Annotated in this window: 11 protein-coding genes; all 11 read right to left on the reverse strand. The window is 39.7% G+C overall.

Annotated features, from left to right (window positions below; translation table 11 throughout):
• Positions 1-211 precede the first annotated feature (211 nt).
• The 11 genes from ACY3XC_RS22015 to ebgA all read right to left on the reverse strand — a co-directional run bounded on the left by ACY3XC_RS22015 (position 212) and on the right by ebgA (position 16,287).
• Entirely contained in the window at positions 212-1,795 is a 1,584-nt protein-coding gene (locus ACY3XC_RS22015; RefSeq protein WP_179157818.1) for an extracellular solute-binding protein, read from the reverse strand.
• 98 nt (positions 1,796-1,893) lie between these two features.
• A complete protein-coding gene (locus ACY3XC_RS22020; RefSeq protein WP_179157819.1) occupies positions 1,894-2,805 on the reverse strand; it encodes a carbohydrate ABC transporter permease in 912 nt (303 codons plus the stop codon).
• 12 nt (positions 2,806-2,817) lie between these two features.
• A complete protein-coding gene (locus ACY3XC_RS22025) occupies positions 2,818-3,750 on the reverse strand; it encodes an ABC transporter permease (protein ID WP_256989004.1) in 933 nt (310 codons plus the stop codon).
• A 290-nt stretch (positions 3,751-4,040) separates the two neighbouring features.
• Positions 4,041-6,320: an AraC family transcriptional regulator gene (locus ACY3XC_RS22030; RefSeq protein ID WP_464870464.1), complete on the reverse strand. Its 2,280-nt coding sequence runs from the start codon at positions 6,318-6,320 to the stop codon at positions 4,041-4,043.
• A 228-nt stretch (positions 6,321-6,548) separates the two neighbouring features.
• Positions 6,549-7,628 carry a Gfo/Idh/MocA family protein gene (locus ACY3XC_RS22035; protein ID WP_464870465.1) on the reverse strand — a complete coding sequence of 360 codons (1,080 nt, stop codon included), beginning with the start codon at positions 7,626-7,628 and terminating at the stop codon, positions 6,549-6,551.
• Between the two features lie 130 nt (positions 7,629-7,758).
• Complete coding sequence (locus ACY3XC_RS22040) at positions 7,759-8,547, reverse strand: endonuclease/exonuclease/phosphatase family protein (RefSeq protein WP_464870467.1); 789 nt, start codon at positions 8,545-8,547, stop codon at positions 7,759-7,761.
• 21 nt (positions 8,548-8,568) lie between these two features.
• Complete coding sequence (locus ACY3XC_RS22045; RefSeq protein ID WP_464870468.1) at positions 8,569-9,780, reverse strand: MFS transporter; 1,212 nt, start codon at positions 9,778-9,780, stop codon at positions 8,569-8,571.
• A 99-nt stretch (positions 9,781-9,879) separates the two neighbouring features.
• The gene (locus ACY3XC_RS22050; RefSeq protein WP_464870469.1) at positions 9,880-11,157 is read right to left on the reverse strand and encodes an alpha-L-fucosidase; all 1,278 of its coding nucleotides are present in this window, start codon (positions 11,155-11,157) and stop codon (positions 9,880-9,882) included.
• Between the two features lie 26 nt (positions 11,158-11,183).
• Positions 11,184-12,038 (reverse strand): sugar phosphate isomerase/epimerase family protein, encoded by an 855-nt coding sequence (locus ACY3XC_RS22055; RefSeq protein ID WP_464870470.1) that lies wholly within the window; start codon positions 12,036-12,038, stop codon positions 11,184-11,186.
• A 58-nt stretch (positions 12,039-12,096) separates the two neighbouring features.
• Positions 12,097-13,089, reverse strand: a complete 993-nt coding sequence (locus tag ACY3XC_RS22060) for a Gfo/Idh/MocA family protein (RefSeq protein ID WP_464870471.1) — start codon at positions 13,087-13,089, stop codon at positions 12,097-12,099.
• Positions 13,090-13,122: 33 nt separating this feature from the next.
• Positions 13,123-16,287 (reverse strand): beta-galactosidase subunit alpha, encoded by a 3,165-nt coding sequence (ebgA, locus tag ACY3XC_RS22065; protein WP_464870472.1) that lies wholly within the window; start codon positions 16,285-16,287, stop codon positions 13,123-13,125.
• Positions 16,288-16,468 lie beyond the last annotated feature (181 nt).

Here is a 16,468-nt window from a genome sequence, read left to right on the forward strand (position 1 = left end):
GTTCCTACACCCCTTCTTGGTTAATTTAATTTAAGCATACTTCCGCCCTTGTCCAATCGTAAATATGTGAAATTTGTCAGCGTTGTCTTAGGCACTTTGGCCAGCCATTTAGCTGTTTATCATGATATGTATTTTTTGCATTCTATGTCGTTTCTTACAAATGATAAAAAAGAAGGAAAGAGACAGTTTATCCCTTTTCCTTCTTCTGCTCTTACTTATTCCAGCGATCGTAGGCATCTTGATAAATGTTAACCAATTTATCAAGGTCCATATTATTCATTGTTTTAATATATTTGTCCCAATTGGACAGAGGCTCGGTACCTGTAATAAATTTCGCTTCCATTTGTTCAATGTAAGTATCCAAATCAGCGCGGATTCGTCCTACTTCTTCTTGTTCTTCAGGCGTTAAATAAACTAGTGGATATGGAACCTTTGCATATGGCTTAATTTTTACATCTGTTTCGGCATTCGTAAACTTCGTAAATTCTGTTTCAGGGAAGCCCTCAATTTTATGACGTAATGCAGGAACATTGATACCAAAATCAGGTGTTGTCATACCACGGTAGTCTTCAATCGTTTTCCCTTCAACTGGTGAATCCAGCAATTTTCTAGTACCGCTGGCTTCATCTACCCAATCCCAAACGTCCCCTGCCTTACCGATATTTAGAAGTTCATTTCCTTCTGTTGAATAGAGATAATCAACCCAGCGAATCGCAGCTTCTGGATTAGCTGTTTTATTGGTAATGGCAAATTGACCGCGGTAGATACCCGGGCTTAATGGCGCCACGGCTTTATCAGTTGCAGAACTTGAGATTGGCTGATACATAGGGTCATCAAGTGCCTCTTCTTCCTTATCTCCAGTGGTGAAATAGGAGAACCAGTCCTGGAATAATCCAAGTTGATTGGCTTGTCCTTTTGCTTTCTTCTGCTCATTGGATTGTGAGAAAGTTTCCGGATCCATTAATTTCTCATCATAAAGCTTATTCATAAATGTAAGATAATCCTTATAGCCATCTTCTGCCGGTGTATACACGACCTTACCATCAATTTCTTCAATTCCCCAGTTCGTGAACCCAAAAGCACCTAACAGCCACTGACGAGAATCATCTAAAGCAACTGACGAGAATGGAATTTCATCGGCTTTTCCATTACCATTCGGATCCTCTGTTTTAAATCGTTTGAACAAGGTATACAGCTCATCTGTTGTTTTAGGTAATTCTTTCACACCTAAGGCGTCTAGCCATTTACCGTTATACCATAATGGACCCATATACCAAACGGCATTCTTGTCCACCATCGGCAGTGCATAAATATGACCATCAACTGTTGTCACTGATTTTTTTACATCAGGGTTTTCTTCAAACATCTTTTGGATATTTGGAGCATATTTTTTAATCAAATCTTCTAATGGAATTAATACTCCTTCTTTTCCATACTTAACTTCCTGCTCCGCTGTTAAAGCAGCCCCAAAAAGAACATCTGGAATTTCGCCGCTGGCAAAGGCAAGATTTAATTTTGTTGGAAAATCACTGTTTGGCGGTGTTGTAAATTCATAATGTACATTCGTCATCTTTTCCATTTCTTTAAAGAAAGCCATATCCTTCCACTTTGCTTGACCAATATCCGGTCCCATCATGGACATTGTTATTTTTTCATCAACAATCGGATAACCTTCTTTGTTTATTTCTACCTTGTTTTTTTCGACATTCTCTTTTGAATTAGATTTAGAAGTACACGCAGCCAGCATCGATAAAACTAAAACAAATGATAGCATTATAAGAATAGCTTTTCTCATTTTCCCTCGACCCCTTTCGTTTATGAAAAATTGCAATTTTATCCATATGCTAATTTAATTTTTGCAAACCACCTCCTCAAAATCCAGAAGAAATATTTTCATCCCTTTACGGATCCAATCATGACCCCCTTAACAAAATAACGTTGTAAAAATGGATACACGATAATAATTGGTAATGTAGAAACAATCATGACACCGTATTTAATGATTTGGGCCAGCTCTGCCTTCGAATTCTGCGCTTCCGCTACGGAACCCGAAATTGCTCCGCCAGCCATTTCCGAGGTCATTGACTGGAGCACAAGGATTTCTCGCAAGACCAGTTGAAGTGGATATAATTCTTTATTAGAAAGATAGATCAACGCATTAAAATAACCGTTCCAATGTCCGACACCATAAAATAAGGCCATAACAGCAATAATAGGGGTAGATAAAGGTAAAATTACTTTTATAAATAATTTCATATTTGTACAGCCATCTATCTCTGCTGCTTCTTCCAGTTCCTTCGGGATGGTTACTTGGAAAAAGACGCGGGCAACAATTAAATTCCAAACCGCAACAGCATTAGGTAAAACCATGGCCCAAATAGTATCGATTAATCCAAGACTTTTAATTAATAGATACGAAGGAATTAATCCTCCGCCAAAAAACATCGTAAAGACGAAAATTCCCATAAAAATATTTCTTCCTACTAAATCCCTCCGAGATAATGCGTAAGCTGCCGGCAGTGTAAACAATAAATTGATCAAAGTGCCGAGCACAGTATAAAAAATCGTATTTAAGTAACCCTTCCAAATGAGATCATTTTGAAAAATAAGCTCATACCCTGCTAACGTAAATCCTTTAGGCAGTAACCACATTTCACCCGAGTTAACTGTAGAGGGATCACTGACCGATGCGCTGATAATATAAATCAAGGGGTACAAGACAATGACCATTGCCAGCAGTAAAAAAGTATAGTTGATGATTTTAAAGATTTTATCAGCTTTTGTTTCGACTATTGCTGAATTCATTGACTTTCCTCCTTACCATAGACTCGTTTCGCTTTTCTTTTTCGCAATTTGATTCACCAACACTAATAGAATTGCACTGATCACAGAATTAAATAATCCTACGGCTGCCGCAAAACTGTACTGGGCATCCAACAGACCTGCTTTATAAACAAAGGTCGCAATGACATTTGAAGAATCCATATTGAGCGGATTTTGCAGCAATAAGATTTTTTCAAAACTAACAGATAGAATGCTGCCAACATTTAAGATTAATAAGATAATCATCGTCGGAACAAGTGAAGGGATATTAATATGCCAAATTCTCTGCAATCGAGAAGCACCATCCACAATCGCTGCTTCATGCTGCTGTTGATCGACACCAGCTAGTGCTGCAAGATAAATAATCGTTCCCCAGCCAGTTCCCTGCCAAACACCTGAAAGTACATATACCGATTTAAACCAAGCAGGATCACTCATAAATGGGATTGGTTCAAAACCTAGCGCAGCAATCAAATGGTTAATGACACCTGTCGCAGGTGACAAAAAGGCGATAATCATCCCCGCCATAACGACGACGGAAATAAAATGAGGCGCATAGGTAATGGTTTGAACACTGCGTTTAAACATCCCATCCTTTGCTTCATTTATCGCAAGGGCTAAGATGATAGGCAGTGGAAATCCAACGAGCAGTTCATAGATGCTTATTCCGAGAGTATTCTTTATTAGGTCCCAAAAATAATAGGATTCAAAAAAATGGGTAAAGTGCTTAAAACCGACCCATTCACTTCCCCATATTCCGGTAGAAGGAACAAAATCTTTAAAGGCAATTTGAACCCCATACATTGGAATGTAATGGAAGATAATAAAGTAAGCCAATGTTGGCAGGAGGAACAGGTACAATTCCCAATTTCGTAAAATCTTCTTTACCTTTTTCTTTCTTACATTCCTTTTTGCCTCTAACAGCAGTGTACTATTTGAGCTTACCTCTACATTTAATAGTCCCTGATTTTGACTCGCAGTGACTTTGCTATCATGCACTCACATCTCCTCCTTCAGTTTTTCTGTATAGTATTAAACTACATGAAAGAAAGCGTTTTAATATATATGTCTTTTTTGTTTAGTGTTGTAAAAACAAGGAAAAGATAGTGTTGATAATGCCTTCAACGGTCATTTCCTCCGACAAATATGTCCTTTTTGTCCTGCTATGTAAGTCTTTACTAGAATAAAAAATAGAGGAAGGCTGTAATAGCCGTCCTCTATAGGGCTGTATCTTTTTCGATATTAGTTTGTATATGACTTCGTTCCGGTGCATAAAGCAGTCGATAGTTACCGGGTGTAACTCCTTCTGCTTTTTTAAATTTCCTCGTAAAATTAGCTACATCCATATACCCCGCTGCAATGACGATTTCTTTAATCGTTTCATCTGTGTCAGTTAATTTCCTTTTTACTTCCTCAATACGTAAATGCCAGACATATTGGGTAAAGTTTACACCTGTTTGTTCTTTTAAAAAACGGCTTAGGTAGGAAGTGGACAGTTTAAATTTTTGAGCGATACTTTCTAGACTCAGATCATATTTAGCATAATTTTCACGGATATAAGCTAAAATTTTATTACAAAGCTCACTGTTGCTTCTTTCATTTTTCCTGCTTACCTCACGACAAATATCGATAATCAGTGGGTGCAAATGTTTTTCTAATTCACCAATAGAGTTGAAATCGACAACTTTATTCATGTCATAGTTTTTTTCACCCAATCCCATTTCTACAGCCACTTTTAAAACGGTATTAATAATATCAAAACAAATACACTTGACCATCTGGACAGAAAGATCTTTATTGATTACAACTTCAAAAATATGTTTTAGTGTCTCGATGGCGACAATCTGATCTCCTTGTTTTAAGCTTTGAACAAATTTAATATGTTCATCCTTTGGATAGCCAATCGTCTTTTCAGATTGATTGCTGATGTCTTCAAAATACGTAATGCTTTTCCGTTCATTCATAAACCGATACTCTAATGCGGCTAAAGCCTCGATAAACGAGCGGTTAATTTTACTTTTTTCCGCCACATAAGTCCCTGCAGAAATAATCGGATCAACGTTTATTCGATCCCGGATTAGCTGTCTCAACTCCTCAACAACTTTTCTAGCTTCTCCTGGATACGGGTCCTCCATGCTGACGATTATGGCAATGCAATCTTTAAAACCAATCTCCATACCGTAGGAGATTGACTTATTGAAGGATATGACCGAAAGAGTGCGGATCATTTCCTCTCTTTTTTGCAGAATTTCATTTTTTAATGAGACAACCGCCACAAAAAATTGATCCTGTTTCATTGGCAGATTAATGGATTCTAGTAATTTATTTATCTCTCCCTCATTAACTAAACTTCCATTTAACATCCTCATTAAATATTGATCTCTTACAATAGGAGCTTGGTTATCAACCTTTTCACTTAAACTTTCATGATCCTTAAATACTCTTGCCATTGTCACTTTTATCCGATCAAGTTCATTAAATTCCTCAATATTTGTTACACGCTTATCGTTCTTATTAAGAAAATCTAAAAGATTGTGGATTGGCAGGTATTGTTTTCTTCCCAATAGAATCGAAACTCCGATACCCGAGAGGAGAATGGAAATAATGATCATCATTAAAAACCTTTGTAAATTAACTACCTTGCCCAAAAACTGATCCGTTGGCATAACGGTGACAAATGTCCATCCACTTACATTAGACTTTACTGAAACAACGGAGTACTCTCTGCTTTGCAATTGAATACTTGATACACCGTTTTTGATTTCAGCGAGTTTCTTACTGTCGTTTTGATTAAACTCGTTATCATTGATAGTGGATGTAAAGACGTGGTTATTCTGATCAAATATGTATGCGTTTCCTTGAAAATCACCAAGAGTATCCTTAATCAAACTCGTTACCGCAGATTCTTCGATCAAATACATCACCGTGCCGTATGGAGTGACAGTGTTTCGTGTAATCGGATACAAATAGGTGATCAATCGATCCTCTTTATTATCATTGACTCTCATAGAGGCAGCAGGATAAACGACTGGCAGATTACTTTCTAATTCTTCCATAATTTTTTTGTCTGATTGATGAAAATGATACATTTTGTTAAAAGTATCTAGTGAATACGCCCCGTTTCCAGAGTAAATATTACGATCTCCGCGATAATAAAGAAATAATTCCTTAATAATGGAACTGTTTGCCTTATATTTATTAAGCTCTTCTATCGCTTCTTTTCCATAAAAACCATCGTTAACCTTGTACGGTGTTAAACGATAATCATAGGAAATCCTTAATGCAAGCTTTTCTAATTCCTCCATCCGTTCATCGGTCATATTTTTCACTTGGTTTAACTTGTCAATATTCGATTGTTCAATACCTTCTCTTAAGCTTACAACGGAATTTTTATAGATAATAATTCCCATAATCACTAACGGAATGAAAAACATAAGCATATACGACAGGATGTATTTGTACAATAATCTCGATTGTATTCTTCGTAAACCAAACAAATAGATGACCCCCTTACACAAATAGTTTGAATAGAAAATTTGGTAGGAATATTGTATATATAAAAACGAGAGCGCTTTCAAAAATTAATGCATATTTTTAAAGATATAAAATAATTAAAATAATGTCAATCTTTGTAACAATAGTATAAAAGAAAAATAGACTATTTCTATGGTTTTTCCATAAAAATAGCCTATTCTCGACATTCAAGTAACGATTCCTTTTTTCATTTACATGGTCACATTCGATCGTTCAAAGGTGATTTCCTTACCCGTTTCACTAGATTCATAGATACCGCATAATATTTTCATCAATTCCACACCGTCTTCCACTGGACTGATGGTTTGTTCTTCTCCCTTGCAGCACGTAATGAAATGGTTAATTTCATTTTGGAATGCTTGATTGAAATCAAAAGATAGAGAATCAATTTGCGGCTGGCTATTTAAAATTGTATTATTTTTTTCTGTGACAATCACAAGCTCCGGTTCAATCTCTGCCCCGCCCTTATTGCCAAAAATCTTAATCGATGTTTCATCCTTCTTAAGGTGAAGGGTAAAGCTGACATCGATCATTAAGGATGCACCATTTTCAAATCGGATCAGGGCATTGGCAAGGTCTTCTACTTTATTAATGCTAGGATCATAGTCCGCTGCTTGATAGAAAGATAGGTTTTTAATATTCGCTCGATTTCCAAGCTTCGAATAGGTGTTTCCACTAATGGATTTTACCTTTGGTTTCCCCATTAAATACCAGCATAAATCGATGATATGTACACCGATATCGATAAGAGGTCCGCCGCCCGATCTTTCCTTATCGGCAAACCAGCCGCCAGGGTTTCCTAAACGCCTTAGTATCGAAGCTTTTGCATAATAAATTTCGCCTAGATCACCCGAATCAATAAAAGATTTCAAAACGTTCGTATTCGTTCCAAATCGACGGACGAAACCTACCTGAAGAACCTTCCCACTTCTCTTCACTGCATCCTCTACCCTTAACGCTTCTTCTACCGTTTTACATAAAGGTTTTTCAACTAAAACATGTTTGCCTGCATTCAAAGCTGCAATGGCAATTTCCGCATGAGAATTATTCCATGTACAAATACTCACGGCATCTATTTGAGGATTGTTCAATAAATCCTCATACTTCGAGTAAATCAGTGCGGCATTATATTTGTTCTTCTTTTCCTCTGCTCGTTGCTCATTCAAATCACAAACGGCATAGATTTCAGCCTGTTCATTTTTGGTATAGGACTGAAAATGAAAATCTGAAATGGAACCAGCCCCGATTACACCAATTTTTAATTTTTCCATCTTTTTTAATCCTCCTTCTAATGATTCATACATATATCAGATTACTAGTGTTCCTGTGTTTGTTGATATGTCATTTTTTACTGCGCTATGTTTTTTATTACAACCAGTGATATTTACCTAGTTTCCTCTATTATTTTAGGTACACATTTGCGACTACAGGATAGTGGTCACTCGGAAAGCAGCCATTTGGATGATCTGCTATAATTCCGACAGACTCGACAATCATGTTACCTCGAACGATTATCCAATCAATACGCTCTTTACCGCCATAGGGATCCTGAAAATCATTGAACGTGCCTAACTCTTCGTTAAACCGCAAATTTGTCATATTCCATGTATCCGATAATGCACCTTCGCTTAATAAGACTTCATACGGCTTCGAATTGATGTCCTCGTTAAAATCACCTGTCAAGATAATAGGAAGATTGGGATCAAATTGGTCTATCATTTGAATGATTGATTTTGCACTTTTCACCCTGGAATTTGATGACTCATGGTCAAAATGTGTATTCATATGATAGAACTGTAGATTTGTTTTCACATCAACAAATTGAGCCCAAGTCATCATCCGGGTGACGATATTCCCCCAAGTAGCAGAAGCAATGACATCTGGAGTGTCAGAAAGCCAGAAATGATCGTACTCCAAAATTTTAAAGCGATCCTTTTTGAAAAAGATTGCGGCATATTCGCCCCTGCTTCCCCCTTCTCTACCCAAACCGATCCAGTCATATTCCGGTAACATCTCTAATATGTCACACACTTGACCATATAGGCATTCCTGAGTTCCAATTAAATCCGGAGATTCACGCTGAATTAAGTCTCTTAACATTCCTTTACGTTCTTCCCATGAATGGGGTGGTACATCCATTGCATTTTTTACATTGTAAGTCATAATTCGAAGTTGATTATTTTCAGTCATATTTTTCTCCTCTAGTTTTATCTACTGACCTTCCATTAGCCCTGTCATCCTTACTTCCTTTTTAAAAATAATGAACCAATATACGGCTAGTGGCACGATGATGAAACTAGTTAACCAATAAAGCGATTGAATTCCAAAGACATCTATCATAACAAACCCTAATAATGGACCTAAAGCTGCGCCAATATCAGAAAAAAGTGTATAAAAAGTAATGACTGTAATTTGTAAAGGACCTGCGGCGAAATCGGCTGCAATCGAATCACTCATCGTTATTAATACGGTAGTTGTCAGTTGAAATAACAATATCAGTGCGATAAAAAGTACCATCGGCAATTTTAAAGAAAAAAGGCTCAGGCAAACCGCAGCAGCTAGTAAAGCCAGGATTAAAATAGGGATTCTTCCCCATTTTTGGTCAGAAATTCTTCCAAGATAAGGTGCGAGAAATGGATCCCATCCTGTCCGGAGCGCTTGAATGAAACCGGTAATCGTTCCGGCACCAATAGTTAAACCTATTATTATACTCATTTGTAATTCTATTAATTTACTTAAAGTCGACGCAAAAACCCCATATACGACAAAAGCAACGATTAACCCCGTAATAAAAGAAGTTACAATCCGTTTATTTTTCCAAATCATGAAATCTTTCTTTCTGTTCACTTGAGGAGTCTCTTCCCTCGTGTTGTTGGTAAATCGTAAAATAAATGGAATGCTGCTGATCGCAAGGATGGAGAAAAGTGCAGTAACGGTTTGAATCCCAATAAGTTCTGCAAGTAATCCGCCAAAAAGCATTCCAAATAAGGTTCCAAGGCCCCATAGTCCGTTATACAAGCCAACGAACTGACCTCTCGTTTCAGGTTTACTAGAAGAAAGAATCGTTAAATAGCCGCCGATACGAAAAAAAGACCAGGCGATTCCCCATAAACATCGGGCGATTAAGAGCAGCCAAAAACCCTTTACCATGCCATAGGAAAACGTGGAGGCAGCAGCTAACACAACGGCTGCGATGATGCACGATCGTTTCCCAATCCGGTTGTAACACCAACCAACAAGCGAATTAATCGGGATCCTGATAATTCGATTAGCCGATAATAACACACCAACCTGCCAGAGCGATGTCAGTCCAAAATACTTCCAATATAATGGCATCACAATAAACAGCATTTCGTTTCCCAACATACAAACTGCTGTAACAAGGGCAATGACAACAATTGGCTTTCTCGAAGGATTACTCATAGGTGTCGATCCCTTCTAATACGATTTGAGATAAATCATTCGGCTTGTCATTTTTTGCTCCTACGAAAAACCTTGCTCCACATTTGACGGAGTTAACTGCTAATCGATTAATTCAAGTTCAATTACGGTATCCATTTCATCCGGCAGCTGCGCTCCCGATAAATGAATAAATGCACCATTTTCTATATCCGAATACTGCTCAGCCATCCACGGAACCTCAACCTTCAGTTCACTTCCATCGGCTAGGAGCCTTGCCTTTTTAATCCTGCCTTTTAACCCTTGAAAATAAATCGGTCCGATTCCGCGGTCAAATACATGGGCATATAAATAGTTCCCTTTTTGGGTATACCTTCCCCACTCCGGCTTTGGCAAATTAGTGGAGGTGCATCCATGGATGCTTTCCCCATTCTGCCTTATCCACTTTCCGACCGCCTGTAAAATATCCAAAGACTGTTCAGGAATTTCTCCTTTGGCATTCGGACCGACATTTAGCAATAGATTACCACCCTTACTGACACACTCGACCAATGTGCGAATTACCTGCTTCGGAGATTTGTAATTCAAATCCTTCGCATGATAACCCCAATGATCATTCAAGGTAATACAGGCTTCCCATGGGATTGGCTTATTATCCTTATTAACAATCCCGCCTACAGGAATAATTTGTTCCGGAGAGTAAAAATCCCCTGCATAGACTTCAGGCTGAGCTAACTTAATATTGCCGCCCAGACGGTTATCAATCAGAATTTCCGGCTGCAACTCGCGGATCATCTCCATAAGCTTCGTTGCTTCCCATTTTTCGCCCGTCATATCATCATAGGAAAAGTCAAACCACAAAATATCAATTTTTCCATAGTTCGTTAATAATTCTTTAACTTGTCCATGGAAATAGGCAAGATATCGCGAAAAATCAACTTCTTCCTTTTTATATTCCTCATTATCGCGCATCGGGTGATAGCGGTCCCCATACTTGGGAAAATGCGGGTGATGCCAGTCAATAATAGAATAATACAGACCAACTTTTATTCCTTCCGCCCGAAATGCCTCAACATATTCCTTAATTAAGTCGCGGCCTGCAGGTGTATTGGCTGCCTTGTATTCGGTTAATTGACTATCAAATAGACAAAACCCATCATGGTGCTTGGCTGTTAACACCGCATATTTCTGTCCGGCTGCTTTAGCTGCTTTTGCCCATTCGCGAGGGTTATAGTAGATGGGATTAAATTCCTCAAAAAAGGGCTGATACTCCTCAATTGTTAACCGTTCATTGGTACGGAGCCATTCTCCTCTCGCCGGAATCGAATACAGCCCCCAATGAATAAACAAACCAAAACGATCCTCCATGAACCACTTTACTCTTTCTTCTCTTGCGTTCATTATTTTCACCACCATACTCTAGTTAACTAAACTGCTTCCCAAATTCTTTTTACATTGTCTAAGCTAATTTTCGCGGCTTTTTTGCATTCTTCCAACCCTTCGAATTCGATAGAAATATAGCCGTCATAGCCTGATTGTTTGATAACCTTTAAGACTTCAGGCAGATTGATATCCCCATGTCCTGTGATTGCACCTCTTAGGTATTTGCCGCTGCTTGATGGGAACCAGCCTTCTCCAAGACCAAGCGAAGACGACCTCTGGTAAAAATCTTTAACATGAACCATCGATGCGTACGAGATATTATTCTTTACTGCTGCAACTGGGTCTTCGTCAACACAAAGGAAATTTCCAGTATCTAATGTGGTCTTAAAATTTTCTTTATTGACCGCATGAATCAGCCGCTGTACCCGGTCACTAGCCTGAACATAATACCCATGATTCTCAACGCTTGTCACAATACCAAACTGAGCAGCATAATCGGCGATAACTTGGCAGGCTTCCGCCATCTTTGGCAAATCCTGTTCAAAGTTACGAATCGAGATTTCATTTGGCGCCTTCCACGCAACATCATGCCGCATGAGCTTTACACCAAGGCGGTGTGCGTTATCGACTTCTTTTTTCACACGCTCGATTTCTTTTTCAAAATCATCGGTCAGGAAGTTTGCTCCAATGGCATAATTAGAGATTTCAATTCCTACTTCTTCCGCTTTTTGACGGATGGCATCAGCCAATGACAAATCCTCAGTCAAGCTAAACCCCATTGGGACAATTTCCACATGCTCCCCGCCCTGGTCAGCGACCCACTGAATAACATCTAAAATACTCATTTCTTTCGAATTAATAGCACCTTGTAAGCTATACGAACTGATACCAAGCTTCATTTGATATAACCTCCATAATATTATTTCGTGAGTTCTAGATTACTAGAATCGGATACCTTTATTTAATAGCCAGCTTTCCTAAATCAGCCACCTTCACCGGAAGTCCTGTTTCATAAGACTGATTGGCGGCCAACGTTACGGCAAGTGTCTTTAAGCCATCCTCGTAGGAGGATAAAATTAAGTTTTGGTCTCCTTTGATAATAGCCTCAATAAATAAGCGGTCTTGTTCTCCATAAACATCCAACTCTGACTTGAAGTTTAAAGCAGCAACCCCTTTTTCAAGGATTGTCAAATTCCCCCCATCGATGACCACACGGAAATCTTCCCCAAACAATTCAATCCCCATTCGATGGTCAAACTGTGCAAAAGTGCTGTCGATATGCCCAACAGCCCCAGAGTCATACACGAAATTTAAAGAAGTCACATCAGGAATATTGATATTCGGGACATTCCGATGAACCTGCAGGCTCATATTGGCATAGACCTGTTCAATCTCACCGCCTAAATATCTTGCTAAGTCAACGATATGAGTCGATTGCTCCACAAGCTGGCCGCCGGATTTATCCCATTCAATATACCAAGGTGTCGGAACAATCGATGATAAATAATAGCCGCGAACCATAGCTGGTTTTTTATCCTTCAAAAATTCCTTTGCCTTCGCGACCGTTTCCCAGTGACGCAAGCAATAACCTGACCCGTTGATAATACCTGATTGTTTTATCACCTTAGCTTTTTTAGCAGTGGTTTGATAGTCAAGCCCCAAAGGTTTTTCCACCATTAAGTGGATCCCCTTTTTCGCCGCTTTTTCTTCAATTTCTCCGTGGGCAAATGGCGGTACGGAAATAAATAAGGCATCTAACGTTTCTTTTTCAAGCATCTCATCCACATTCGTGTACACCGCTCCGCCAAATTCCTTTGCTCTTTGTAGCGCTGTTTCTTCGTGAATGTCACAAATCGCCGTAACCTCGGCCAGTTCATTATTACTGATATGCTGCAGGTGGACATTTGCAATTCCGCCCGCACCGACAAATCCAACCCTAACGTTTTTCATAGGTCTGCCACCTCTTTAATAAAATTCAATTTCCTAGATTGCAGTGATACTAAATTTTGGTTTGCCATTCTTCGCTCTTAAAGACTTTCCAATCTCAACTTGCGATTTCTCATCTGCTGAAATAGGCTTTAAGTGAACTGTGAAATGGAAATCGTTATTATTTAATCGGTACGGTTCCGTCACATCTGGCCCACAGCTGGCAGAACCAAGACCATGCTGCTGATGATCCAAGTTAAATGTAATAAAATCCTGCTTGATTAAATCATACGTATGCTGGGCTTTATCCAAGTTTTCCGTTGTATAGTAATGGGCACTGAAATCAAGTGCCGGCTCACCTGCCGCGACAAATCCCAATCCGCCGATGTTCGTGATGGATACCCAGCGGACTTCATGGCGATTGCCATTTTCCTGCGGATAAATGTATGAGGTATACAACTCCTCGACTTTATTAGCGTAAACACCAACACGATTTGCCTGCTTGCTATCGCTGTAAGCTTCTCCTGGTCCTCGGCCATACCAGGAAACATCATTGAAACGGGCTGGAAGCTTCATTTGCAAGCCAATCCGCGGGAAGGTTTTCGGTCCATTTCCTTCTGGACAGCCTTTCACATCAATGGAAATTACCCCATTATTAGAAATAGTGTACGTGTAAGTGACGCGAATTCCCCATGCTAAAATCGGCGGGGCAATCCGAACGCTTGACGTAACCACTACCTTATCGCTCTCCGCTTGCTGCCACTCGACGGCATCGACTCGATGCTGAAGCCAATGCAGGCCATATCGCTTCCATTCAGCCGCTGAACGGTGATCGTTATCAATTAAAGCCCGCCAGAATTGAAGCTTTGGTCCTTCCTCTAATAGATTTATCCCCCGATACGTCCATGAATCGATCGTGCCGTAAACAAGATCAAACTCCACCTGGAAATCTTCTCCCTGCACCAACAGCTTCTGATTCTTTTCCTGACAAGAAAGATGCTGATGGAATGACGGGACAACTATACTTTCAAACGTACTCATGACAGGCAATTCAAACTGGCCCCAAGCAATTTCATACCCTGTTTTTGCCCAAAGTGTGTCGGCTGCCAAAGTGAATTGCAGGTTTAACCAATAATCCGTATCCGGTTGGATTACCGCAGGAAGCTTATATGGAATTCCCAGCGTCATTGTTTCACCTGGTGCAACCGCAGGAACTGGCACCACACCCTTATCAATGAGTTTGCCATCTGCCTCGATCGACCATGACAAGTTCAAATGACTCAAGGAAATAAAATCATAGCGGTTGGTGATTTTCACCTCACCTTTTTCCAAATCCACTGCCTCCACATGAACCGGTTCAATGACTTTCTTATATTCGATTAAACCAGGTGATGGTATCCGATCCGGCGATACAAGCCCATCAATGACAAAATTATAATCATTCGGGGAATCACCAAAATCGCCGCCGTAAGCAAAGTATTCTTCACCCCTGTCGGTATATTGGCGGATACCATGATCGCACCATTCCCAGACAAAACCGCCCTGTAATCGTTTGTATTTATAAAAAAGGTCCCAATATTCTTTGATTCCTCCAGGCCCATTCCCCATTGCATGAATATATTCACAAAGAATATGCGGCTTACTTAAATCCGTTCTTTGCCCCAATTGTTCTAACAGGTCAATCGCTGTGTACATAGTTGTATGTACGTCAGATACAACAGAATCTCTTTTTGGATTGTTCTCGTCCTGATTCATGATGCTTCGAGTTTCACCTTCATAGTGAATAAGGCGTGTTGGATCATTTTCTTTGATCCATTTTCCCATCGCAGCATGGTTACATCCAAAGCTGGATTCATTTCCTAATGACCACATAATAATCGATGGATGATTCTTATCTCTTGCGACCATCCGTTTGGCTCGGTCAACATAAGCCTCTTCCCACGCGGGATCATCACTCAACTGGTTGCCATCACCGACATATTCAAAGCCATGAGTTTCTAAGTCTGCTTCATCGATGACATAAAGTCCATAAACATCACAAAGGTCATAGAATCTCGGATCATTTGGATAATGAGCTGTTCTTACAGCATTAATATTATGCTGCTTCATCAGCAAGACGTCTTTTTCCATTGCTTCGAGAGGTACAGCCCGTCCTAAATCAGGATGGGAATCATGACGGTTAACACCCTTGAATTTGATTGCCGCACCATTCACAAGGAGCACGCCATCCTTTAATTCTATTGAGCGGAATCCTGTTTTATTCGGAATCACCTCAATTGAATTTCCAGAAGCATCCTTTAGCGTAAGCAATAAATGATACAAATATGGATGTTCCGCAGACCATTTTTCAGGATTTTCCACTGGAATATCGATGTGAACGCTAGCATTTTGATTAATTGGCAGAAACACCTGCTTTTGTTTTACTGAAACCAAGTTTCCTTCTTGATCAAGCAGGCGGTATTCAAGCTGATAGTTTTCCAGCGCTTGATAGGTGCCATTCTCAATCACCGTGTCGATGGAAAGAATCGTATCTTTATACTGTTCATCGAGGATGGGTTTGACGAAAAAGTCTTGAATATGAACCTTTGGTTTTGCTAATAGGTACACATCTCTGAAAATACCGCTTAACCACCACATATCCTGATCTTCTATGTAGGTGCCATCTGACCACTGATAGACTCTGACAGCTAGCGTATTATCTCCTTCATGGATATAGGAGGAGATATCAAATTCAGTTGGAATCCGGCTGCCTTGGCTGTACCCAACTTCCTGGCCATTGACCCACACATGGAATGCACTGTCCACACCCTCGAAACGTAAGATGACTTTTTGCAGCAGCCATTCAGTTGGGATGTAAAAACTCCTTCGGTAGGAGCCGGTCGGGTTTTCTGTCGGTACATGCGGCGGGTCTACCGGAAAAGGGTACTGAACATTGGTATAATGCGGCTTGCCATACCCATTCATTTGCCAATGGGAAGGAACCGCAAGCTCATCCCAATCACTTACATCATAACCAGCTTGAAAGAAATGCTCTGGGGCGAGCGCTGGATTATCAGCGTAATGAAATTTCCAGTTTCCATTTAACAGTTTAAATCCTTGAGCATTTCCTCTTTCATACGTAAGGGCAGAATGCTCGTCTGTAAACGATAGGAAATATGCCCGTTCAGGCAATCTTCCTCTTTGCAGGACAGCAAGGTTTTCCCAGTCATTTTTCTTGATCATTCAAAATACCTCCAAAAGTTCTATTTGAAATACGATATTTTCTCTAGCTTACTGTCTTCTGTAATCGAAGGTAAATATGTGAGATTTGCCGCGGTTGTCCAGGGCAATTCAACAGGGTGTAAGGCATGGAAATAGGATATGTAATTCTTGTACAGTATGTTGTTTCTTATATAAATAGCTA

This window comes from Bacillus sp. CZDM1, assembly GCF_055502545.1.

Coding starts and splice junctions, on each gene's coding strand:
- ACY3XC_RS22015 (WP_179157818.1), bottom strand. CDS start 1,795: ATGAGAAAAGCTATTCTTATAATGCTATCATTTGTTTTAGTTTTATCG.
- ACY3XC_RS22020 (WP_179157819.1), bottom strand. CDS start 2,805: ATGAATTCAGCAATAGTCGAAACAAAAGCTGATAAAATCTTTAAAATC.
- ACY3XC_RS22035 (WP_464870465.1), bottom strand. CDS start 7,628: ATGGAAAAATTAAAAATTGGTGTAATCGGGGCTGGTTCCATTTCAGAT.
- ACY3XC_RS22040 (WP_464870467.1), bottom strand. CDS start 8,547: ATGACTGAAAATAATCAACTTCGAATTATGACTTACAATGTAAAAAAT.
- ACY3XC_RS22045 (WP_464870468.1), bottom strand. CDS start 9,780: ATGAGTAATCCTTCGAGAAAGCCAATTGTTGTCATTGCCCTTGTTACA.
- ACY3XC_RS22050 (WP_464870469.1), bottom strand. CDS start 11,157: ATGAACGCAAGAGAAGAAAGAGTAAAGTGGTTCATGGAGGATCGTTTT.
- ACY3XC_RS22055 (WP_464870470.1), bottom strand. CDS start 12,038: ATGAAGCTTGGTATCAGTTCGTATAGCTTACAAGGTGCTATTAATTCG.
- ACY3XC_RS22060 (WP_464870471.1), bottom strand. CDS start 13,089: ATGAAAAACGTTAGGGTTGGATTTGTCGGTGCGGGCGGAATTGCAAAT.
- ebgA (WP_464870472.1), bottom strand. CDS start 16,287: ATGATCAAGAAAAATGACTGGGAAAACCTTGCTGTCCTGCAAAGAGGA.